Source organism: Streptomyces sp. NBC_00659 (genome assembly GCF_036226925.1).
In the GTDB taxonomy this organism is placed as follows: domain Bacteria; phylum Actinomycetota; class Actinomycetes; order Streptomycetales; family Streptomycetaceae; genus Streptomyces.
Window position 1 is genome coordinate 5,363,440 of sequence record NZ_CP109031.1, and the last position, 20,965, is coordinate 5,384,404.

General features: G+C 72.0%; 21 protein-coding genes. 16 read left to right on the top strand and 5 right to left on the bottom strand.

From position 1 onward, the window contains the following. Window positions 1-28: 28 nt before the first annotated feature. Window positions 29-532: a PH domain-containing protein gene (locus OG410_RS23360; protein ID WP_329300990.1), complete on the bottom strand. Its 504-nt coding sequence runs from the start codon at window positions 530-532 to the stop codon at window positions 29-31. A gap of 31 nt (window positions 533-563) precedes the next feature. Between OG410_RS23360 and OG410_RS23365 the strand changes: the two genes are divergently transcribed. Then, entirely contained in the window at window positions 564-1,715 is a 1,152-nt protein-coding gene (locus OG410_RS23365; RefSeq protein WP_329300991.1) for an NADH-quinone oxidoreductase subunit D, read from the top strand. Here OG410_RS23365 and OG410_RS23370 read toward each other — a convergent pair. Further along, the gene (locus tag OG410_RS23370; protein WP_329300992.1) at window positions 1,680-2,834 is read right to left on the bottom strand and encodes an SAM-dependent methyltransferase; all 1,155 of its coding nucleotides are present in this window, start codon (window positions 2,832-2,834) and stop codon (window positions 1,680-1,682) included. The genes OG410_RS23365 and OG410_RS23370 overlap by 36 nt on opposite strands. Window positions 2,835-3,019: 185 nt before the next feature. On the opposite strand from OG410_RS23370, the gene OG410_RS23375 reads away from it, so the two are divergent. The 3 genes from OG410_RS23375 (at window position 3,020) to OG410_RS23385 (ending at window position 5,701) form a co-directional block, all read left to right on the top strand. Further along, entirely contained in the window at window positions 3,020-4,222 is a 1,203-nt protein-coding gene (locus tag OG410_RS23375) for a sensor histidine kinase (RefSeq protein ID WP_329300993.1), read from the top strand. Window positions 4,223-4,275: 53 nt separating this feature from the next. Next, entirely contained in the window at window positions 4,276-4,947 is a 672-nt protein-coding gene (locus OG410_RS23380; RefSeq protein ID WP_329300994.1) for a response regulator transcription factor, read from the top strand. 121 nt (window positions 4,948-5,068) lie between these two features. After that, complete coding sequence (locus OG410_RS23385) at window positions 5,069-5,701, top strand: AAA family ATPase (RefSeq protein WP_329300995.1); 633 nt, start codon at window positions 5,069-5,071, stop codon at window positions 5,699-5,701. 282 nt (window positions 5,702-5,983) lie between these two features. Here the strand turns inward: OG410_RS23385 and OG410_RS23390 are convergent, their stop codons facing one another. Then, a complete protein-coding gene (locus tag OG410_RS23390) occupies window positions 5,984-7,093 on the bottom strand; it encodes a DUF5937 family protein (RefSeq protein WP_329300996.1) in 1,110 nt (369 codons plus the stop codon). Window positions 7,094-7,252: 159 nt separating this feature from the next. On the opposite strand from OG410_RS23390, the gene OG410_RS23395 reads away from it, so the two are divergent. Continuing rightward, window positions 7,253-7,474, top strand: coding sequence for a hypothetical protein (locus OG410_RS23395; RefSeq protein WP_328449744.1), 222 nt, complete (start codon window positions 7,253-7,255; stop codon window positions 7,472-7,474). A gap of 47 nt (window positions 7,475-7,521) precedes the next feature. Here the strand turns inward: OG410_RS23395 and OG410_RS23400 are convergent, their stop codons facing one another. Beyond that, complete coding sequence (locus OG410_RS23400) at window positions 7,522-8,757, bottom strand: threonine aldolase family protein (RefSeq protein WP_329300997.1); 1,236 nt, start codon at window positions 8,755-8,757, stop codon at window positions 7,522-7,524. Window positions 8,758-8,975: 218 nt separating this feature from the next. Between OG410_RS23400 and OG410_RS23405 the strand changes: the two genes are divergently transcribed. From OG410_RS23405 to OG410_RS23450, 10 genes are all read left to right on the top strand, one after another. Further along, window positions 8,976-9,914, top strand: a complete 939-nt coding sequence (locus OG410_RS23405) for a Rossmann-like and DUF2520 domain-containing protein (RefSeq protein WP_329300998.1) — start codon at window positions 8,976-8,978, stop codon at window positions 9,912-9,914. After that, window positions 9,911-10,903: a pantoate--beta-alanine ligase gene (gene panC, locus OG410_RS23410; protein ID WP_329300999.1), complete on the top strand. Its 993-nt coding sequence runs from the start codon at window positions 9,911-9,913 to the stop codon at window positions 10,901-10,903. Before OG410_RS23405 ends, panC begins: the two co-directional genes overlap by 4 nt. Beyond that, on the top strand, window positions 10,900-12,669 hold the full coding sequence (locus tag OG410_RS23415) for an L-aspartate oxidase (RefSeq protein WP_329301000.1): 1,770 nt from the start codon (window positions 10,900-10,902) through the stop codon (window positions 12,667-12,669). Before panC ends, OG410_RS23415 begins: the two co-directional genes overlap by 4 nt. Before the next feature lie 5 nt (window positions 12,670-12,674). Next, window positions 12,675-13,652 (top strand): carboxylating nicotinate-nucleotide diphosphorylase, encoded by a 978-nt coding sequence (gene nadC, locus OG410_RS23420; RefSeq protein WP_329301001.1) that lies wholly within the window; start codon window positions 12,675-12,677, stop codon window positions 13,650-13,652. Window positions 13,653-13,660: 8 nt separating this feature from the next. Further along, window positions 13,661-14,458, top strand: coding sequence for a type III pantothenate kinase (locus OG410_RS23425; protein ID WP_329301002.1), 798 nt, complete (start codon window positions 13,661-13,663; stop codon window positions 14,456-14,458). Window positions 14,459-14,683: 225 nt separating this feature from the next. Beyond that, window positions 14,684-15,310, top strand: a complete 627-nt coding sequence (locus OG410_RS23430) for a hypothetical protein (protein ID WP_329301003.1) — start codon at window positions 14,684-14,686, stop codon at window positions 15,308-15,310. A gap of 13 nt (window positions 15,311-15,323) precedes the next feature. Further along, entirely contained in the window at window positions 15,324-15,509 is a 186-nt protein-coding gene (locus tag OG410_RS23435; protein WP_326786314.1) for a hypothetical protein, read from the top strand. 157 nt (window positions 15,510-15,666) lie between these two features. Then, window positions 15,667-16,119: a BlaI/MecI/CopY family transcriptional regulator gene (locus OG410_RS23440; protein ID WP_329301004.1), complete on the top strand. Its 453-nt coding sequence runs from the start codon at window positions 15,667-15,669 to the stop codon at window positions 16,117-16,119. Between the two features lie 9 nt (window positions 16,120-16,128). Next, a complete protein-coding gene (locus OG410_RS23445) occupies window positions 16,129-16,698 on the top strand; it encodes an amino-acid N-acetyltransferase (protein ID WP_328449725.1) in 570 nt (189 codons plus the stop codon). A 228-nt stretch (window positions 16,699-16,926) separates the two neighbouring features. Continuing rightward, window positions 16,927-17,262 (top strand): histone-like nucleoid-structuring protein Lsr2, encoded by a 336-nt coding sequence (locus tag OG410_RS23450; RefSeq protein WP_326786311.1) that lies wholly within the window; start codon window positions 16,927-16,929, stop codon window positions 17,260-17,262. On the opposite strand, the gene OG410_RS23455 is transcribed toward OG410_RS23450, so the two are convergent. Then, window positions 17,241-17,972, bottom strand: a complete 732-nt coding sequence (locus OG410_RS23455; protein ID WP_329301005.1) for an SCO3374 family protein — start codon at window positions 17,970-17,972, stop codon at window positions 17,241-17,243. The genes OG410_RS23450 and OG410_RS23455 overlap by 22 nt on opposite strands. 430 nt (window positions 17,973-18,402) lie before the next feature. Between OG410_RS23455 and OG410_RS23460 the strand changes: the two genes are divergently transcribed. Further along, window positions 18,403-20,931: an ATP-dependent Clp protease ATP-binding subunit gene (locus tag OG410_RS23460; protein WP_329301006.1), complete on the top strand. Its 2,529-nt coding sequence runs from the start codon at window positions 18,403-18,405 to the stop codon at window positions 20,929-20,931. Window positions 20,932-20,965: the final 34 nt, after the last annotated feature.

The window sequence follows — 20,965 nt, forward strand, 5'->3', positions numbered from 1 at the left end:
TGCCCCGAGGAGTCCGGGGAGGCCGTGCTCACAGGCCCGCCGATCGTGCCTCGCCCAGTTCGGTCAGCCGGTCGCGCAGCCGCTCGGCCTCGGCCGGGTCGAGACCCGGGATGCGCGCGTCGGTGGCCGCGGCGGCCGTGTGCAGCTGCACGCCGGCCAGCCCGAAGTGGCGTTCCAGGGGCCCGGAGGTCACCTCGACGAGCTGCATGCGCCCGTACGGCACCACGGTCTCCTCACGCCACAGCACCCCCCGGCTGATCAGCAGGTCGTCCGCGCGTTCCGCGTACCGCCAGGAGCTCCAGTTGCGCCCCAGCATGCGCCAGCCCCAGGCGGCGAGGGCGGGCGGCAGCAGGGCGAAGGCCGCCCAGCCCGGACCGGCGAACAGAGCGAGGAGCAGGCCGACGGCGACCGTCAGGAGTCCCAGCCACACCACCAGCAGCAGTCGTCGCATGCGCAGCAGCCCCGGAGGCAGTCCGGTCCAGACCGGCTCCCCCGGCGCGCTCTTCTCGGTCCGCGCGCTCCCCGTTTCCATGGAGCAAGCGTACGTACGAGAGACTGTGGCCATGACTCCCACGACGGAGACCATGGTCGGCATCGGCGGCGCTGCCGAGAGCACCGACATGGTGCTCAACATCGGCCCCCAGCACCCCTCGACCCATGGCGTGCTGCGCCTGCGGCTCGTACTCGACGGTGAGCGGATCCAGCACGCGGAGCCGGTCATCGGCTATATGCACCGCGGCGCCGAGAAGCTCTTCGAGGCGCGCGACTACCGCCAGATCATCATGCTCGCCAACCGCCACGACTGGCTGTCGGCCTTCTCGAACGAGCTGGGCGTCGTCCTCGCCGTGGAGCGGATGCTCGGCATGGAGGTCCCCCCGCGCGCGGTGTGGATGCGCACGCTGCTCGCGGAACTCAACCGGGTCCTCAACCACCTGATGTTCCTCGGCTCCTATCCCCTGGAGCTGGGCGGGATCACCCCGATCTTCTACGCCTTCACGGAGCGCGAGGAGCTCCAGCACGTCATGGAGGAGATCTCCGGCGGGCGCATGCACTACATGTTCAACCGCGTCGGCGGTCTCAAGGAGGACCTTCCGGCCGGATGGGCCACCCGCGCGCGTGCCTGCGTCGCCGCGCTGCGCACGCGGATGGACGTGTACGACGACCTGGTGCTCGGCAACGAGATCTTCCGGGGGCGTACGCGCGATGTGGGCGTCCTCTCGCCGGAGGCCGTGCACGCGTACGGCGTGAGCGGTCCCATCGCGCGGGCCTCCGGCGTCGACTTCGACCTGCGCCGCGACGAGCCCTACCTCGCGTACGGGGAGCTCCAGGACACCCTGAAGGTCGTCACGCGCGAGGAGGGCGACTGCCTGGCCCGCTTCGAGTGCCTCCTGGAGCAGACGCACAACTCCCTGGACCTCGCGGACGCCTGTCTCGACCGGCTGGCCGAGCTCGCGCCCGGCCCGGTCAACCAGCGTCTGCCGAAGGTCCTGAAGGCACCCGAGGGACACACGTACGCCTGGACCGAGAACCCCCTCGGCATCAACGGCTACTACCTCGTCAGCAAGGGCGAGAAGACCCCGTACCGGCTGAAGCTGCGCTCCGCCTCCTTCAACAACATCCAGGCGCTCACCGAACTGCTCCCCGGGACGCTGGTCGCCGACATGGTGGCGATCCTGGGGTCACTGTTCTTCGTGGTCGGGGACATCGACAAGTAGGGCGTCGCGCAGGACGGCGTCGGGGGAGTCGGGGAACCGGTCGGGGAAGCCGACGGGCTGGAGCAGCCAGCCGAAGTCGCCCAGCCCGCCCGGCGCGGTGAGTTCCGCCGCCTGCCCGGCACCCGCGAGGGCGCGCACATAGGCGGCCGGGTCCGTCGTCGCCAGGGCGAGCGGGGGGCGGGCGCCGCTCACGCCCAGCGCGCGCAGCGCCGCGCGCTGGGTCACCACGCGGCCCCCGGGCAGCGCGCACGCGTCGAGTGCCACATGCGCGGTGATGTCGCACGAGCCGTCCGGCACCGGCGCCGTCTCGCGTCCCTCCCGGAAGCCGGTGAGTGTCCCGAAGGGCGGCCGCCCGCCCGCGACGTGCGCGTAGTCGACGGCGACGGCGAGGCCCCGGTCGAGCGTGGCCACGGCGGAGGCCCAGGCGAGGTCCCGGGGGAGCCCGATCTCGGCACGGGCCCCCTCGACGGGCGCCAGGGGCGCTTCGGGAGAGCCGTCCGCCCCCGGTGTTCGGTGTGCTTCCTGTGCGGGTTCGGGGTCCGCCCGCGCTCCCGGCGCGGGCCGGTCGCCGGCCGGCGGCCACCACCAGTTCCGCAGCCACCGGGCGTCCTCCCCGGTGACGGGCTCCCCGAGACGTTCGGTTCCGTCGCCGCGGACGAGGACCCGCCGCGGCACCCGGTCCGGGCCGGCCTCGGCGACGTCCACGGGCACGTTGTCCAGCCACTCGTTGGCGAACAGCAGCCCGGTGATCCCGGTCGGCGGCTCGGTGAGCCACGAGATCCGCCGGTCGAGGCCGGCAGGCCTCTCCGCCCGCTCGACGGCGTACCCGCGTACACGGCCGGCCACGTCGGCGGGGAGAGCGGCGAGGACCCCGGTCACCAGCTCGCCGCGGCCGGCGGCCATGTCGACGAACGCCAGCGGATCCGGGTGGCCGAGGGCCGCGTCGAGGCGGCACAGCAGGCGCGCCACGGCCCCCGCGAACAGCGGGGAGGCGTGCACCGAGGTCCGGAAATGCCCGGCCGGTCCCTCGGTCCGGCGATAGAAGCCCCCCGGGCCGTACAGCGCCGTTTCCGTCGCCTCGCGCCACCCACGCCACTCACCCGCCGCCGCACGTTCCACGGGGTCAGGCTAAGGGCTGTCCCGCTGGCCGGGCCGGGCCGGGCCGTCCGGTCCGGATCGGTGCGGAAGGCACCTTTTGGGCGTTCCGGAGCGAGGGGCATCCACCTTGGGGAGTACGAGGGGCGGCCCCGGATCGGTCCTCCGGTTGACCCGGGCACACCGCGCGCCTCCCTACTCTGGGTTACGTGCAGCGCCTCTATGACCTTCTCCGCAGGTACCCGACATGGGTCGACAGCTTCTGGGCCGTCGCCCTCCTCGGGATCTCCTGGGTGAGCATCAGCAATGTCAACGGCGCCGCGACGGGTCCGTCGTCGGCCGCCACGGCGCTCCCGATCGCCGTCGTGCTGAGCGCGGTCGTCGCGCTGCGCCGCCGCATGCCGGAGAAGATGCTGGTCCTGGCCGTGGCGGCGGGCCTGGCACAACTGGTCCTGGACGTCCCGTCGGCGCCCGAGGACTTCGCGATGCTGGTGATCATCTACACGGTCGCTGCGGACGGTGCCCGCTGGGCCTCCCGGCTCGCGCTGATCGGCGGCCTGTGCGCGGGCACGCTCGCGCAGCTCCGCTGGCCCACCGAGGCCAGCGGGCCGGGCGGTGTCTTCATAGCGATCTTCCAGACCGTTCCGTTCGCGCTCGCCTGGGTGCTTGGCGACTCGATCCGCACCCGCCGCGCCTACCTCGCGCAGCTGGAGGAGCGGGCCGCCCGTCTGGAGAAGGAGCGCGAGGCGCAGTCCAAGGTCGCGGTCGCCGCCGAGCGCGCCCGGATCGCGCGCGAGCTGCACGACGTCGTCGCGCACAACGTCTCGGTGATGGTGGTCCAGGCCGACGGCGCCGCGTACGTCATGGACACGGCCCCCGACCAGGCCAGGAAGGCGCTGGAGACCATCTCGGGGACCGGCAGGCAGGCTCTCGCCGAGATGCGCCGGCTGCTCGGAGTGCTGCGCACCGGCGAGCACCAGGAGGGCGGCGAGTACGTGCCGCAGCCCGACGTCGAGCAGCTCGACGACCTCATCGAGCAGTGCCGCACCTCGGGCCTGCCGGTCGACTTCAAGGTGGAGGGCACCCCGCGCCCGCTGCCCAGCGGTGTGGAGCTCACGGCGTACCGCATCGTCCAGGAGGCGCTGACCAACACCCGCAAGCACGGAGGCCCGAACGCGGGCGCCAGCGTCCGTCTGGTGTACTTCGACGACGGCCTCGGCCTGCTCGTCGAGGACGACGGCAAGGGCGCCCCCCACGAGCTGTACGAGGAGGGCGGCGCCGACGGGCAGGGTCACGGCCTGATCGGCATGCGGGAGCGTGTCGGCATGGTCGGCGGCACCCTGGACGCGGGGCCGCGGCCCGGCGGGGGGTTCCGCATCAGCGCCCTGCTGCCCCTCAAAGCGGCCCACTGACACCTGTACACACCGGTCCCGACGACCGGCCCCGACGAAGTGAAAGGCCCCCGATGGCGATCCGCGTGATGCTCGTCGACGACCAGGTGCTGCTGCGCACCGGCTTCCGGATGGTGCTCGATGCCCAGCCGGACATGGAGGTCGTGGCCGAGGCGGGCGACGGCGTCGAGGCCCTGCAGGTACTGGGCGCCACCGAGGTCGACGTGGTCCTGATGGACGTACGCATGCCGAAGCTGGACGGCGTGGAGACCACCCGCCGCATCTGCTCGGACCCGAACCCGCCGAAGGTCCTGATCCTCACCACCTTCGACCTCGACGAGTACGCGTTCTCCGGACTGAAGGCGGGTGCCTCCGGCTTCATGCTCAAGGACGTGCCCCCGGGAGAGCTGCTCGCCGCCATCCGTTCCGTGCACAGCGGCGACGCCGTGGTCGCGCCGTCCACCACCCGGCGCCTGCTCGACCGGTTCGCGCCGCTGCTGCCCAACGCCGGCAAGGAGCCCCGGCACAAGGGTCTGGAGCGGCTCACCGAGCGCGAGCGCGAGGTCATGATCCTGGTCGCGCAGGGCCTGTCCAACGGGGAGATCGCGGCCCGCCTCGTCCTCTCGGAGGCCACCGTGAAGACCCACGTCGGGCGCATCCTCACCAAGCTCGGCCTGCGTGACCGGGTCCAGGTGGTCGTCCTCGCCTACGAGACGGGGCTCGTCCGGGCGGGCGGGCTCGGCTGACGCCCGAAGGCACACCCCGCGGCCGGTGCCGTACGAGCGGCGGCCGGGGCGGGGCACGGTTTCCCGGTGGAGCCGGTCTTCGCGTGACCGGGACGTGACCGGCGCGCACTAGGGTCGGCGCATGCTCCTGTGGATCAACGGGCCCTTCGGGGGCGGCAAGACACAGACCGCACACGAGATCCAGCGCAGGCTGCCGGGCAGCGTCATCTGCGATCCGGAACACGCCGGTTTCGGCCTGCGCCGCATGCTTCCGCCCGAACTCCGCGGCGATTTCCAGGACTTGGTGTCCTGGCGGCAGGGTGTGGTCGAGGTGCTCGACCTCGCGCTCCGCGAACGGGACGGCGCGGTCATCGCCCCCATGACGGTCACGAACCCCGTGCACTTCGCGGAGACGGTCGGGCGGCTGCGTGAACTGGGCCACGACGTACGGCACTTCACGCTGCTGGCCGAGCGCGAGACCGTCCTTCGGCGGCTGCGCGAACGCGGCTTCGGGCGCTTGGTCGCCCGCGTCGCCGGGAAGGACGCCCCCCTGCGGCGCGAGAGCTGGGCCGTGGGGCAGCTGGACCACTGTCTGGAGCGGCTGCGCGAGCCGGAGTTCGCCGAGCATCTGTGGACCGACGAGACGACCGTCGCCAGGACCGCCGACCGGATAGCGGTCCTCGCGGGGCTGACGCTCACGCCGAACCGGGACGGGGTGCTGCGCGGGCGCCTGCGGCGGGCACGCACGAGCCTGCGCCACATCCGCCTCGACTGATCCCGCCCAGGGCTTCTGCCCGAGCCGCCCCCGGGCTTTCGCCCGAGCCGCCCCAGGGCTTCTGCCCGAGCCGCCCCCGGGCTTTCGCCACCACGACGCGCCCGCAGTCGGGATCCGGCGCGAGGGGCCGTGCCGGTACGTCACATGCCCGTCGCCACCGACGGTCACATCTTGTCCAACGGCGACGGGCGGATGTACCGGCGCGGCCCCGACCCACCCCCCCGTCCGACCCACCCCCGTCCGAGCCGCTCCCGGGCTCTCGCCCGGGCCGGCCGCACACCCTCAGCGCAGGATCCCCTCCAGGAAATCGCTGCCCAGGCGGGCCACCACGCCGACGTCGAGCTGGTGCAGCACATAGCGGCCGCGGCGCCGCGTGGTGATCAGGCCCGCCTTCTTGAGCACGCCCAGATGCCGGGATATCTCCGGCGCGGTCATCCCGTGCACCTGGGCGAGCTCGCCGGTGGTGTACGCGCTGCGTGCCAGATGACGGCAGATGCGCATCCGGACCGGGTGGGACAGGGCGGTCATCCGCAGCGTGAGCTGCTCGACGGAGGGCGGGGCGGAGAGCTCGGGGGAACTGACGGGGTAGTGCAGCACCGGCTGCCACCGATAGCGGTGCAGCACCATGAGGTGCGGACGGCCGAGGCTGGTGGGGACCAGCAGCAGACCGCCGTCCGCCGTGACCACCGTGCTCCCCTCGGTCAGCTTGTCGACGGTGATGATCCGCGCCGTCTCGTCCAGGGACAGGGCGGAGGAGACGGAGGCCAGCGCCTCGGGCAGGCCCTTGTGCCGGAGCAGATCCGTCTTGTGACGGGCCTCCGCTGCCAGCGGGTGGCGCAGCCGGGACCAGGTCTCGGCGAAGAAGGCCTCGTCGCAGTCCTCCAGGAACTGCCGCAGCCAGGCCCGCACCCCCGGAGGGTCCACCAGCAGCCGCTCGGTGAACCGCGTCTGCTGCGGCCCGCGCGAGGCGGCCAGATCGACGGCACGCCGCTGCACCTCGGGATCGGAGAGGGCGTGCGGCCCCTCGGAGCTGTACGCGAGCGCGCAGGTGAACTCCAGGGCCGCGTCCACGAACTGCTCGTCGGTGAGCTTGTCCAGCAGGTCCAGGTCCTCGGCGAGCGTCGCGCCCGGCACCGAGGCCCCGCCCGGGATGCCCGCGCACGGCAGGAACAGGTCCGAGAACGTCGTGCGCCACAGGAAGTCCGCCTCGCACATCCGGTCCGCGAGATGGGGATCGAGCCCGGCGGTCACCCCCGTCGCCCAGCCCTGGAGCCCGGGGTGGTGCCCCGGCTCCGCCAGCGCGTGCAGCGCCATCCCCAGCTCGGCCAGCGGCGACGGCACGACGGCGACCCGCTCCGGCCGCAGGCCGCGGATGTCGATGTGCACGCTCATGTCCCCATGGTGCACCTCGCCACCGACAGCGGCCGCCGCCGATTGACGACGGCCGTCAATCGAGGCGACAGCCGCTGTGATCAGGCGCAGCCTGGGACGACCGGGGCAGTTCGCGCGGGGCTTCGGATCCCATCCCTCGTTCCCGAGAGGCGATCGGTCATGAGCATCACCCAGCAGTACCTCCTGGACAGCTACCGGGCCTCGCAGCACGGGGAGGCCGCTCCACCGGCACCCGGCAGCCACGACCGGGAGGTCGCGCGGGAGCTGCGCGACTACCGGCGGTTCCGGGCCGTCGTGGCCGGACATCCGGCCCACGGCAGGCTGCGCGGGGCCCTGAGCCGGTGGCTGCACGGCCGGCACCGGTGGCCGGCCCGCCGATAGCCGCGCCGCCGGGCCTTCCCGGACCCCGCGCCGTGCGGGCCCGCGTCCTACGAGGTGATCCGGTCCGGCAGCCGTTCCACGAACGCGCGGACCGCCGCCTTCACGTCGTCCGCCGTCCACTCCAGACCCGGTCCGGCCACCGTGACCTCGGTGTACGCGAGTCCCGGGCCGCCCCGGTTCCAGCCCTGGGCGAACAGGCCCGTCCCTGTCTCCTCGACCTGCCGCAGCGCCGCGTCCCCGAGGACATCCGGTTCGTACGGCAGCCAGACCTGGAACTGGTGGGTGTGCGGCTCCTCCGGGTGGACCCGGGCCCAGGGGACCCCGGCCTCGGTGAAGCCCTCGCGCAGCGCGCCGGCCACCACGCGCGCGTGGGCGACGTACTCCGGCAGCCGGGGCAGCTCCCGCTCCAGGCCGATCAGCGCCGACAGGACGGTCGGGAACTGCTGGATGATCATGCCTCCGTACCGGTGCCGCCAGGTCTTCGCCTCGTCCACGAGCGTCTTCGGCCCCGCGACGGCGGCACCGCCGAAACCGCCGAGCGACTTGTAGAACGAGACGTACACGCTGTCCGCGAGGCCGGCGATCTCCTCCAGGGGGCGGCCGAAGTGCGGGGTGCACTCCCACAGCCGGGCCCCGTCGATGTGGACGACCGCGTCACGCTCCCGGGCCGCCTCCACGACCTCGGTGAGCTCCTCCCAGGCCGGCAGGACGAACCCGGCGTCGCGGAGCGGCAGCTCCAGCAGCAGCGCGCCGAACGGCTCGGGGAAGTCCCGCACCTCCTGGGCGGTCGGCATCCGGGGCTCGTTCGTCAGACGGACCGGGCGCAGGCCGCTGACCCGGCTGAACGCCTGCCGTTCATGGACTTCGGGGTGATTGAGCCCGTGCAGGGCCACGGTCGCGTCGCCGGTCCTGCCCGCCCAGCAGCGCAGGACGACCTGCTGCGCCATGGTCCCGGTCGGGAAGAACACCGCCGCCTCCGTGCCCAGCAGCGCGGCGACCCGCTCCTCCAGGGTCTCGACGAGGCCGTCGCCGTACATGTCGACCCGCTCGTCCAGGTCGCACACGTCGCCGGCGCCCTCGTTCAGCCAGGCCAGGCGCTCGCGGAGCGACAACTGGTAGCCGGGCCGCCACAGCACCCGCCCGGCCGCCTTCCAGGCGACCACGCGCCGCTCGAACCGCTCCTCGGGAGACAGCCCCGCCGTCCCCTCCCCGCCCCGCTCCGCGGGCTCCGTACCGACCCGCTCCGCGGGTTCCCCACCGCTTCGTGCCGCCGTATCGCTCATCCCAGGATCATGTCCCGGGCGGGCCCGGCCGGTCACCCCGAATTCCACACGCCGGTGACCTGTGGATATCCCGTTCACCCGGCCAGGGCCCTCCCTGCGTTCCGGCGCGCGGAAACCCACAGCCTGTGGACGGCCGGACTCCCGTCGGACCAATCGCGTTAACATGACGAGAAATCGTCCGGTACCCCGAGCGGACTGGAACGGAAGGCCGCCGTCGCGTGAGTACGTATCCCCAGCCAGAGCCCAAGGACCGCCCCGCGCGGCTGACCGTCGGCGTCGTCGGCGCCGGCCGTGTCGGACCCGCGCTCGCCGCCGCGCTCCAGCTCGCCGGACACCGCCCGGTGGCCGTCTCCGGCGTCTCCGACGCCTCCAGGCGGCGTGCCGCGCAGCTCCTGCCCGACGTTCCGCTGGTGTCCCCGGCCGAGGTCCTGGAGCGCGCCGACCTCGTGCTGCTGACGGTCCCCGACGACGCGCTCCCCGGGCTCGTCGAAGGACTCGCCGAGACGGGCGCCTTCCGGCCCGGACAGCTCCTGGTGCACACCTCCGGACGGTACGGCGCACGCGTGCTCGACCCGGCCCTCAGGGCGGGCGCGCTGCCGCTCGCCCTGCACCCCGCGATGACGTTCACGGGCACCGCCGTGGACGTCCAGCGGCTCGCCGGATGCTCCTTCGGGGTCACCGCCCCCGAGCAGCTCCGGCTGGCCGCCGAGGCCCTCGTGATCGAGATGGGCGGCGAGCCCGAGTGGATCGCCGAGGAGTCCCGGCCGCTCTACCACGCGGCCCTCGCGCTCGGCGCCAACCACCTGGTGACCCTGGTCGCCGAGTCGATGGAGCTGCTGCGCACCGCCGGTGTCGAGGCCCCCGACCGGATGCTCGGCCCGCTCCTCGGCGCCGCTCTGGACAACGCGCTCAGGTCGGGCGACGCGGCCCTGACCGGACCCGTCGCGCGCGGGGACGCGGGCACGGTCGCCGCGCACGTCGCCGAACTGCGCCGGCACGCCCCGGGGACCGTCGCCGGCTATCTGGCGATGGCCCGCGCGACCGCCGACCGCGCGCTCGCCCACGGACTGCTCAAGCCGGAACTCGCCGAGGACCTCCTGGGGGTACTCGCCGCCGGGACGGACGCGACCCAGGGGACCGAGGGAGACACCCGATGACCACCGCCCTGCTGCGCACCGCCGACGAACTGTCCGCGCGGGCCCGTACCGGCCGCAGAGCCGTCGTGATGACCATGGGCGCCCTCCACGAGGGCCACGCCACCTTGATCCGCACCGCCCGCGAGATCGCGGGAGACGCGGGCGAGGTGGTCGTCACCGTCTTCGTCAACCCTCTCCAGTTCGGGCAGGGCGAGGACCTCGACCGCTACCCGCGCACCCTCGACGCCGACCTGAAGATCGCCGAAGAGGCGGGCGCCGACGTCGTGTTCGCCCCCTCCGTCGACGAGGTCTACCCCGGTGGCGAGCCCCGGGTCCGGATCTCCGCGGGACCGATGGGCGAGCGCCTGGAAGGCTCCGTGCGGCCCGGCCACTTCGACGGCATGCTCACCGTCGTCGCCAAGCTGCTGCACCTGACCCGGCCCGACGTGGCCCTGTTCGGCCAGAAGGACGCCCAGCAGCTCGCCCTGATCCGGCGCATGGCACGCGACCTGAACTTCGGCGTGGAGATCACCGGCGTCCCCACCGTGCGCGAGGAGGACGGACTCGCCCTCTCCAGCCGCAACCGCTACCTCTCGGCCGAGGAGCGGCGTACCGCGCTCGCCCTCTCCCAGGCCCTGTTCGCGGGCCGTGACCGGCACGCCGCTCAGGAGGCGCTGCGCGCGCGGGCCCTGGAGGTACCCGCCACGCGCGAGCGTGCCGAGGCTCTCAGCGCCCTGGGCGAGTCCCGGGCCGCGGCCGACGCGCACGCCGTCGCCAAGGCCGTCCCCGGCTGGCCCGGCGGGGTCCGCTCGGCCGCCCGGCTGGTCCTCGACGAGGCGGCCCGCCTGCGGCCGCCGCTGGCCCTGGACTATCTCGCACTCGTCGACCCCGACGACTTCACCGAGATCCCGGACGACTTCACCGGCGAGGCGGTCCTCGCCGTCGCCGCCCGGGTCGGCACGACCCGCTTGATCGACAACATTCCCCTCACCTTCGGAGCCGCCTCGTGACCGGCAAAGGCACAGGTTCAGACACCGCCAACGGCACCGGCATACGCCTGCACGCGCCCGCCCCGGGCTGGGCCCTGACCGCGGACGTCGTCGTCGTCGGCTCCGGCGTCGCCGGGCTCACCGCCGCGCTGCGCTGCGAGGCCGCGGGGCTGCGGACCGTCGTCGTCACCAAGGCCCGCCTGGACGACGGCTCCACGCGCTGGGCGCAGGGCGGCATAGCCGCCGCCCTCGGCGAGGGCGACACCCCCGAACAGCACCTCGACGACACCTTGGTCGCGGGCGCGGGCCTGTGCGACGAGGAGGCCGTGCGCATCCTCGTCACCGAGGGCCCGGACGCCGTCCGCCGGCTCATCGCGACCGGCGCCCACTTCGACGAGTCCTCCGAGGGCAGCCTCGAACTCACCCGTGAGGGCGGCCACCACCGCCGCCGCATCGCGCACGCCGGCGGCGACGCGACGGGCGCCGAGATCTCCCGGGCCCTCGTCGAGGCGGTCCGCGCGCGCGGCCTGCGCACGGTCGAGAACGCGCTCGTCCTGGACCTCCTCACGGACGCCGAGGGCCGCACCGCGGGCGTGACCCTGCACGTCATGGGAGAGGGCCAGCACGACGGTGTGGGCGCCGTCCACGCCCCCGCCGTCGTCCTCGCGACCGGCGGCATGGGCCAGGTCTACTCCGCGACCACCAACCCGTCCGTCTCCACGGGCGACGGCGTGGCCCTCGCCCTGCGCGCGGGCGCCGAGGTCTCCGACCTCGAATTCGTCCAGTTCCACCCGACCGTGCTCTTCCTCGGAGCCGACGCGGAGGGCCAGCAGCCGCTGGTCTCCGAGGCGGTACGGGGCGAGGGCGCCCACCTGGTCGACGCGGACGGCGTGCGCTTCATGGTCGGCCAGCACGAGCTGGCCGAACTGGCCCCCCGGGACATCGTCGCCAAGGGCATCACGCGCCGCATGCTGGAGCAGGACGCCGAGCACATGTTCCTCGACGCCCGGCACTTCGGCGCCACCATGTGGGAGCACCGCTTCCCCACGATCCTCGCCGCCTGCCGCGCCAACGGCATCGACCCGGTGACCGAGCCCGTCCCGGTCGCCCCGGCCGCCCACTACGCCTCCGGCGGCGTCCGCACCGACGCCCGGGGCCGCACCACGGTCCCCGGTCTGTACGCGTGCGGAGAGGTCGCCTGCACGGGCGTCCACGGCGCCAACCGGCTCGCCTCCAACTCCCTGCTGGAAGGCCTCGTCTACGCCGAGCGGATCGCCGCCGACATCGCGGCGAGCCACGCCGAGGACGGTCTGCACGCGCGCGTGCCCCAGCCGGTCCCGCACCCCGAGACGCCCGCGCACCCGCTGCTCGCCCCCGAGACCCGCTTCGCGATCCAGCGGATCATGACGGGCGGCGCCGGTGTGCTGCGCTCCGCCGAGTCCCTCGCGACCGCGGCCGAGCAGCTCCAGCGGCTGCACACCGACGCTCGGGACGCCCTCGACGAGGACGGCAAGACCTCCGAGCCCGGCGTCGACACCTGGGAGGCCACCAACCTGCTGTGCGTGGCCCGTGTCCTGGTCGCCGCCGCCCTGCTGCGCGAGGAGACCCGGGGCTGCCACTGGCGGGAGGACCACGCCGACCGCGACGACGAACAGTGGCGCCGCCACATCGTCGTACGGCTGAATCCCGACCGGACGCTCGCCGTCGGCACCACCGATACCGCAGACTTCCCCCCTACATCCCGGCAGCCCCACCCGGCGCCCCCGTCCCGTCCCCAGGAGCAGTGACCGAAGTGAGCACCCACGACCTTCCCCTCGCCGAGAGCGGCGGCTGCGGCGACGGCTGCGGCTGCGGCGCAGACATGGACGAGGCGTACATGGAGTGCGGTCTCGATCCCGCTCTGGCCCAGCTCCTCGCCGACGCAGGCCTCGACCCCCTGGAGGTCGAGGACATCGCGAACGTGGCGATCCAGGAGGACCTCGACCACGGCGTGGACGTGACCACGGTCGCGACCATCCCCGAGGACGCCGTCTCCACCGCGGACTTCACCGCCCGCGACGCGGGCGTCGTCGCGGGCCTGCGCGTCGCCGAGGCCGTCCTGTCCGTGGTCTGCACGGACGAGTTCGAGGTCGAGCGGCACGTCGAGGACGGCGACAGCGTCGAGGCCGGCCAGAAGCTGCTGAGCGTCACCACGCGCACCCGCGACCTGCTGACGGCCGAACGCAGCGCCCTCAACCTCCTGTGCCGCCTGTCCGGCATCGCGACCGCCACGCGCGCGTGGGCGGAGGCCCTGGAGGGCACCGAGGCGAGGGTGCGGGACACCCGCAAGACCACGCCGGGCCTGCGCTCCCTGGAGAAGTTCGCGGTGCGCTGCGGCGGAGGCGTCAACCACCGCATGTCGCTGTCCGACGCGGCACTGGTCAAGGACAACCACGTGGTCGCCGCCGGCGGCGTGGCCGAGGCCTTCAAGGCCGTACGGGAGATGTTCCCTGAGGTCCCCGTCGAGGTCGAGGTCGACACCCTGCACCAGCTCCGCGACGTCGTGGACGCGGGCGCCGACCTGATCCTGCTGGACAACTTCACCCCGGTCGAGTGCGAGGAGGCGGTCGCCCTCGTCGCGGGCCGTGCCCTGCTGGAGGCGTCCGGCCGGCTCACCCTCGCCAACGCCGGGGCCTACGCGAAGACGGGCGTCGACTTCCTCGCGGTGGGCGCGCTCACGCACTCCTCCCCGATCCTCGACATCGGCCTCGACCTGCGAGCGGCGGAGTAACCCCGGCCATGCTGCTGACCATCGACGTAGGCAACACCCACACGGTCCTCGGCCTCTTCGACGGGGAGGAGATCGTCGAGCACTGGCGCATCTCCACCGACTCGCGCCGTACCGCCGACGAACTCGCCGTGCTGCTCCAGGGCCTCATGGGCATGCACCCGCTGCTCGGCGAGGAGCTCGGCGACGGCATCGACGGCATCGCGATCTGCGCGACCGTGCCGTCCGTGCTGCACGAGCTGCGCGAGGTGACGCGGCGCTACTACGGCGATGTCCCCGCCGTCCTCGTCGAACCCGGAGTCAAGACGGGCGTGCCGATCCTCACGGACAACCCCAAGGAGGTCGGCGCCGACCGGATCATCAACGCCGTGGCGGCCGTCGAGCTGTACGGGGGACCGGCGATCGTCGTCGACTTCGGCACCGCGACCACCTTCGACGCGGTCAGCGCGCGGGGCGAGTACGTCGGCGGTGTCATCGCCCCCGGCATCGAGATCTCCGTCGAGGCGCTCGGCGTCAAGGGCGCGCAGCTGCGGAAGATCGAGGTGGCCCGGCCGCGTGCGGTGATCGGCAAGAACACCGTCGAGGCGATGCAGTCCGGCATCATCTACGGGTTCGCCGGTCAGGTCGACGGCGTCGTGAACCGGATGGCGCGCGAGCTCGCCGACGACCCCGAGGAGGTCACCGTCATCGCCACCGGCGGACTGGCTCCGATGGTCCTCGGCGAGTCCTCGGTGATCGACGAGCACGAGCCGTGGCTCACGCTGATCGGGCTGCGTCTGGTGTACGAGCGGAACGTCTCGCGCATGTGAACTCCGCCCGCGTGACGCGGGCAGCCGGTACCGAAGGGGCCCCGCGTTCGCGGGGCCCCTTCGGCCTTCCTTCCGGGGCGGGGTGGCGGCCGGCTTCCCTTCCGGAGGGGTGGCGGCCGGGCGCCCTTCCGGAATCCGGGGCGCACTTCCGCTCTCGTCGAGACAGGACGCGCCACATTTCTTCCGCTATGCGGATTTTGTCTGATTAGCACGTATCGTCGCCCCATGCCCACGCCCTACGGATCCCACGGCGGCATGGCGTTCGGCACGGAGGAACTGCGTGTCCTCCGTCGTGCCCTCGCCCTCGCCCTGCACCCCAGCCCCGTCTCGGCCGAGGACGTCCAGGACTGCCTCCGCCTCGCCGAGTCCCTCGACGAGGTGGCCCACGAGGGGGCCAGGCTCCGGGCCTTCCTGCTGGCCGACCTCGCCCGCTACCGGGCCGCCCTGCCGGGCACCATCACCGGCTACCTCCCCCTCCTGGAGGAGGCCCTCGCCTCCGGATACCGGCCGGACCCCGACGACCTCGCCGCGCTCCGCGCACTGCGCGGCAACCCCGCCGCCGCGGCTCTCCTGGAGCGCTGCCGGGTCCTCGCCGAGCAGGACGTGCGGACCCGGCTCTCGGGCCGCGCGCTCGCCTCGGTCCCCCCGTCCCGCACCCGTCTGCTGGCCCTGCCCGGCGGCCGCGCCGCCGAGGAGCCCGACAGGAGGCCCGAGCCGGAACCGGGGCCCCGGCCGCCTGCCGGGTCGCCACGCCCGGACCGGCCCATCCCCACCCCGGGCGAGGTCTTCCCGCCGCGGCGCAAGCCCGGCCCGCCCCCGGCCGACCCGCCGCAGCAGCTCGCGGCGGGCTAGCTACTCTGGGGGCATGGACTATGTCTCCGCGCTCGTGCCCCCGGTAGTGATGGCCGTGTTCTTCATCGGGCTCATCGTGACGATCGTGAAGAGTCAGGGCGGGGCCAACAAGGCCAAGGAGGACGGGGTCGTCGACGCCGCCCTCGCGCGCGTGGAGGCCGCCCAGCAGGCCTCGGCCCGCAAGGACGCCGGGGCCTGAGCCCCGCGCGGTTCCGAGCGGTTCCGGGCGAGCCCTCTTCGGCGTACGCCCGCCCCGTGTCCGGCCGCGCTGTCACCGGCGTACGACTCGGACGTTTCCTACGTCCTTCGAGTCGTACGCCCTTTTTGTTGGCCATCTCCCACTATTGTTCTGAACTGTGCCTCGCCCATTGGGAGAACTCGAAGACGCGGTCATGACGCGGGTGTGGAAGTGGAACCGCCCGGTGACCGTTCGGGAAGTCCTGGAAGACCTTCAACAGGAACGGTCCATCGCCTACACCACGGTGATGACCGTTTTGGACAATCTCCATCAGAAGGGCTGGGTCCGCCGGGAGGCGGAAGGCCGGGCCTATCGATATGAGGCGGTCTCCACACGGGCCGCGTACTCGGCGGCGCTGATGAACGACGCCTGGTCGCAGAGCGACAACCCCGCGGCCGCTCTCGTCGCCTTCTTCGGGATGATGAGCGAGGAACAGCGGGTGGCCCTCAGGGATGCCGTGCACATGGTGCAAGGGCCGGAACCGCAAGCTCCCGAAGCGACCGAAAGGCCACCGGCGCCCGGGCCCTCCGGGGAGAACCCCGCCGCTGACGGGGACGCCTCCGGGCGATAGCGTCCGCTCATGTCAGCAGAGCATCCCGCGGAGGTTCCGGCAGGGCTTCCGGCGGAGCATCCCGAAGTCACCGCAAAAGCCGTCACCGTCCGGCGGGCCAGGACCAGCGATGTCGCGGCCGTACGAGGACTCCTCGACGCGAACGTGCGCCGCCGTATCCTGCTCGACAAAGCCACCGTCACCCTTTACGAGGACATCCAGGAGTTCTGGGTCGCGGAACGCGACGACAACGCCGAGGTGGTCGGCTGTGGCGCCCTGCACGTGATGTGGGAAGACCTCGCGGAAGTCCGCACTCTCGCGGTGAACCCCACGGTCAAGGGCCTGGGCGTCGGTCATCAGTTGCTGGAGAAGTTGCTCCAGACCGCCCGCTGGCTCGGTGTTCGACGGGTTTTCTGTCTGACCTTCGAAGTCGGCTTCTTCGCGAAGCACGGCTTCGTGGAGATCGGTGAGACGCCCGTCGACACCGATGTGTACGCCGAGCTCCTGCGTTCCTATGACGAGGGCGTCGCGGAGTTCCTCGGTCTCGAACGAGTGAAACCGAACACCTTGGGCAACAGCCGGATGCTTCTGCATCTGTGATCGCGACCGGCTATTCCGGCGGAGAGCGCTGCCCGCGTTCCCTATGTCCGAAACGCGCACGTTTCCGGGCGGGCGGAGTCCAGTGAGTCTCTGCCAGGGGTTTGTGTTTTTCCGGCAAAAGCGGTTTGCTTTCCGACGTACTGCAGTACTGCATATAACAAGGGACGGCGAAACGGCGGATGCCGCGGGGCCCTCCTTGCCCTGAAGTTATCGATGAAAGGAAATCCGGTGGCACAGAAGGTTCAGGTCCTTCTTGTCGACGACCTCGACGGTGGCGAGGCGGACGAGACCGTGACGTTCGCGTTGGACGGCAAGACGTACGAAATCGATCTCACGACCGCCAATGCGGACAAGCTCCGTGGCCTTCTCGACGCGTACGTGAAGGGTGGCCGTCGTACCGGAGGCCGTGCTTCGGGCGGACGAGGAAAGGCCCGCGTCGCTTCCGGTGGCAGCCAGGACACCGCGCAGGTCCGTGCCTGGGCGAAGGAGAACGGCCTGGAGGTCAACGACCGCGGCCGTGTTCCCGCGTCCATTCGCGAGGCCTACGAGAAGGCCAACGGCTGAGCGGGCGCCCGCCGCAGCCTCACGCGGTGGCACTGTGTCGCCATCGTCTGCACCAGTCGTACGAGATCGGGGGCGCCCCCAACGCCCCCGCCGACGGTCCCGCCGCCCAGCGCCGACAGCGTCGGCAACGCCGACTCCACCGCGAGGCCGGGCATCGGGGGCCGCAGCCAGCGGGCGGCCCCTCGTGGGCCTCTCCGCGTTTCCGGACCGGCCGGCCGCCGGTCGCCGGGACGGGCTCGCGGACCGTCTTCGGGCCGGCCTTCGGGCCGGGCCCCGAACCCGGCCGACGGGGCGAGGGGACCCGGCGACGCCGGAGCCCCGGGATCCGGCGCCACCGCGACGCCGGGATCCGGCGGCGGGGGAGCCTCGATGCTTCCGCCCGCGCCGATCGCCGTGAGATCCAGCGCGAGAGTTCCCCACTCCAGCCAGTCGAGCAGCCCCGGCAGCTCCTCCGCGCTCCCCGCGGCCACCAGCAGCCGCATCCGCTCCCCGTGCAGGGCCACCGGGGAAGCCGGTCCCAGATGCCGCAGGGCGGGGAATCCCGCCTCCGCCGGCACCTCCAGGACGTCGAAGCGCAGCCCCGTGACCAGCCGTACCGGCAATCCGGGCACTGTCGCCCAGTCCAGTTCGTTCTCGTACCACTGACGTACCGGATCGACCGGATCACCCGGATCGGACGGCCGACGGGGGACAAGGACGGTGGGAACCATGCAAGGAGCAACCGCCAAAAGACCCCCGGAGTTACGCTGGGTGTTTCCGTGAGCGCGCAGAGTGCCGGGAAAAGGGGCGTGCGGGAGCGTTCCGCCGGGCATGGATGTTCGCCCGTAGCGGAGGGAACCGGTGCGCGCGGCATGGACTGTCAGTGAGCACGGGTAAGACATGCCTAGTGGGAGAGGCGACACGCAGGGCTCGGGCATCTCACGTTCGCCATCGGCGTACAGCGGGAGAGGGTATCTGCCTGGCCTGCGGGAACATCGTCTCGCACCATCAGGTTGGAGCAGATGTCGGCGTTCGGGGTCAGGAGGCCAAGGACGGTGTCGGCAGTTGGAATGAGCGGTCCCCGCTTGCGGGACTAAGCTGCGGAAGGACAGGGAGGGGAGCGTCCCCTTACTGCCTGACCGCTCTGAGGAGCGATTAACGATGTTCGAGAGGTTCACCGACCGCGCGCGGCGGGTTGTCGTCCTGGCTCAGGAAGAAGCCCGGATGCTCAACCACAACTACATCGGCACCGAGCACATCCTCCTGGGCCTGATCCACGAGGGTGAGGGTGTCGCCGCTAAGGCCCTGGAGAGCCTCGGGATTTCGCTCGAGGCGGTCCGCCAGCAGGTGGAGGAGATCATCGGGCAGGGTCAGCAGGCCCCCTCCGGTCACATCCCCTTCACCCCCCGTGCCAAGAAGGTCCTGGAGCTGTCGCTCCGCGAGGCCCTTCAGCTGGGCCACAACTACATCGGCACGGAGCACATCCTGCTCGGCCTGATCCGCGAGGGCGAGGGCGTCGCCGCCCAGGTCCTGGTCAAGCTGGGCGCAGACCTCAACCGGGTGCGGCAGCAGGTGATCCAGCTGCTCTCCGGCTACCAGGGCAAGGAGACCGCCGGCGCCAGTGGCGGTCCTGCCGAGGGCACTCCCTCCACGTCCCTGGTCCTCGACCAGTTCGGCCGGAACCTCACCCAGGCCGCTCGTGAGTCCAAGCTCGACCCGGTCATCGGGCGCGAGAAGGAGATCGAGCGGGTCATGCAGGTGCTGTCCCGCCGTACGAAGAACAACCCGGTGCTGATCGGTGAGCCCGGCGTCGGCAAGACCGCCGTCGTCGAGGGCCTCGCCCAGGCCATCGTCAAGGGCGAGGTGCCCGAGACCCTCAAGGACAAGCACCTCTACACCCTCGACCTCGGCGCGCTGGTCGCCGGCTCCCGCTACCGCGGTGACTTCGAGGAGCGCCTGAAGAAGGTCCTCAAGGAGATCCGCACCCGCGGCGACATCATCCTGTTCATCGACGAGCTGCACACGCTGGTCGGTGCGGGTGCCGCCGAGGGCGCCATCGACGCCGCTTCGATCCTGAAGCCGATGCTGGCCCGCGGTGAGCTCCAGACCATCGGTGCCACCACGCTGGACGAGTACCGCAAGCACCTCGAGAAGGACGCGGCCCTCGAGCGCCGCTTCCAGCCGATCCAGGTGGCGGAGCCTTCCCTCCCCCACACGATCGAGATCCTCAAGGGTCTGCGCGACCGGTACGAGGCCCACCACCGTGTGTCCATCACGGACGAGGCCCTGGTGCAGGCGGCGACGCTCGCCGACCGGTACATCTCGGACCGCTTCCTGCCCGACAAGGCGATCGACCTGATCGACGAGGCCGGCTCCCGGATGCGCATCCGCCGGATGACCGCGCCGCCGGACCTCCGCGAGTTCGACGAGAAGATCGCGGGCGTGCGCCGCGACAAGGAGTCGGCCATCGACTCCCAGGACTTCGAGAAGGCGGCCTCTCTCCGCGACAAGGAGAAGCAGCTGCTGGCGGCGAAGGCCAAGCGCGAGAAGGAGTGGAAGGCCGGCGACATGGACGTCGTGGCCGAGGTCGACGGCGAGCTCATCGCCGAGGTCCTGGCCACCGCCACCGGCATCCCGGTCTTCAAGCTGACCGAGGAGGAGTCCTCGCGTCTGCTGCGCATGGAGGACGAGCTCCACAAGCGGGTCATCGGCCAGAAGGACGCCATCAAGGCGCTCTCGCAGGCGATCCGCCGTACGCGAGCGGGTCTGAAGGACCCGAAGCGTCCCGGTGGTTCCTTCATCTTCGCCGGCCCCTCGGGTGTCGGTAAGACGGAGCTGTCGAAGACCCTCGCGGAGTTCCTCTTCGGTGACGAGGACGCGCTGATCTCCCTCGACATGTCGGAGTTCAGCGAGAAGCACACGGTCTCGCGTCTCTTCGGTTCGCCCCCCGGATACGTGGGCTACGAAGAGGGCGGCCAGCTGACCGAGAAGGTCCGCCGCAAGCCGTTCTCCGTCGTCCTCTTCGACGAGGTCGAGAAGGCCCACCCGGACATCTTCAACTCGCTGCTGCAGATCCTGGAGGACGGTCGTCTGACCGACTCCCAGGGCCGGGTCGTGGACTTCAAGAACACGGTCATCATCATGACGACCAACCTCGGCACCCGGGACATCTCCAAGGGCTTCAACCTCGGCTTCGCGGCCGTGGGCGACGTCAAGTCCAACTACGACCGGATGAAGGCCAAGGTCAACGAGGAGCTGAAGCAGCACTTCCGCCCCGAGTTCCTGAACCGTGTCGACGACACGGTGGTCTTCCACCAGCTCACCGAGGAAGACATCATCCAGATCGTCGACCTCATGATCGCGAAGGTCGACGAGCGGCTGAAGGACCGGGACATGGGCATCGAGCTCAGCCCGAGCGCCAAGTCCCTCCTCGCGAAGAAGGGCTACGACCCCGTCCTGGGCGCCCGGCCGCTGCGCCGGACCATCCAGCGCGAGATCGAGGACATCCTCTCCGAGAAGATCCTCTTCGGCGAGCTCCGTCCCGGCCACATCGTGGTCGTCGACACGGACGGCGAGGGCGAGGCCAAGGCCTTCACCTTCCGCGGTGAGGAGAAGTCGGCGCTCCCCGACGTCCCGCCGATCGAGCAGGCCGCCGGCGGTGCCGGTCCCAACCTGAGCAAGGAGGCGTGACCTCCGGGTCCGCCTGAAAAGGGGCTGCCCCGGG

Bases quoted from the DNA above. Each gene is read 5' to 3' on its own strand.
- OG410_RS23380 (WP_329300994.1), top strand. From the start codon at position 4,276: ATGGCGATCCGCGTGATGCTCGTCGACGACCAGGTGCTGCTGCGCACC.
- OG410_RS23395 (WP_328449744.1), top strand. From the start codon at position 7,253: ATGAGCATCACCCAGCAGTACCTCCTGGACAGCTACCGGGCCTCGCAG.
- OG410_RS23390 (WP_329300996.1), bottom strand. From the start codon at position 7,093: ATGAGCGTGCACATCGACATCCGCGGCCTGCGGCCGGAGCGGGTCGCC.
- OG410_RS23385 (WP_329300995.1), top strand. From the start codon at position 5,069: ATGCTCCTGTGGATCAACGGGCCCTTCGGGGGCGGCAAGACACAGACC.
- OG410_RS23430 (WP_329301003.1), top strand. From the start codon at position 14,684: ATGCCCACGCCCTACGGATCCCACGGCGGCATGGCGTTCGGCACGGAG.
- OG410_RS23445 (WP_328449725.1), top strand. From the start codon at position 16,129: ATGTCAGCAGAGCATCCCGCGGAGGTTCCGGCAGGGCTTCCGGCGGAG.
- OG410_RS23460 (WP_329301006.1), top strand. From the start codon at position 18,403: ATGTTCGAGAGGTTCACCGACCGCGCGCGGCGGGTTGTCGTCCTGGCT.
- OG410_RS23360 (WP_329300990.1), bottom strand. From the start codon at position 532: ATGGAAACGGGGAGCGCGCGGACCGAGAAGAGCGCGCCGGGGGAGCCG.
- OG410_RS23455 (WP_329301005.1), bottom strand. From the start codon at position 17,972: ATGGTTCCCACCGTCCTTGTCCCCCGTCGGCCGTCCGATCCGGGTGAT.
- OG410_RS23400 (WP_329300997.1), bottom strand. From the start codon at position 8,757: ATGAGCGATACGGCGGCACGAAGCGGTGGGGAACCCGCGGAGCGGGTC.
- panC (WP_329300999.1), top strand. From the start codon at position 9,911: ATGACCACCGCCCTGCTGCGCACCGCCGACGAACTGTCCGCGCGGGCC.
- OG410_RS23365 (WP_329300991.1), top strand. From the start codon at position 564: ATGACTCCCACGACGGAGACCATGGTCGGCATCGGCGGCGCTGCCGAG.
- OG410_RS23435 (WP_326786314.1), top strand. From the start codon at position 15,324: ATGGACTATGTCTCCGCGCTCGTGCCCCCGGTAGTGATGGCCGTGTTC.
- OG410_RS23425 (WP_329301002.1), top strand. From the start codon at position 13,661: ATGCTGCTGACCATCGACGTAGGCAACACCCACACGGTCCTCGGCCTC.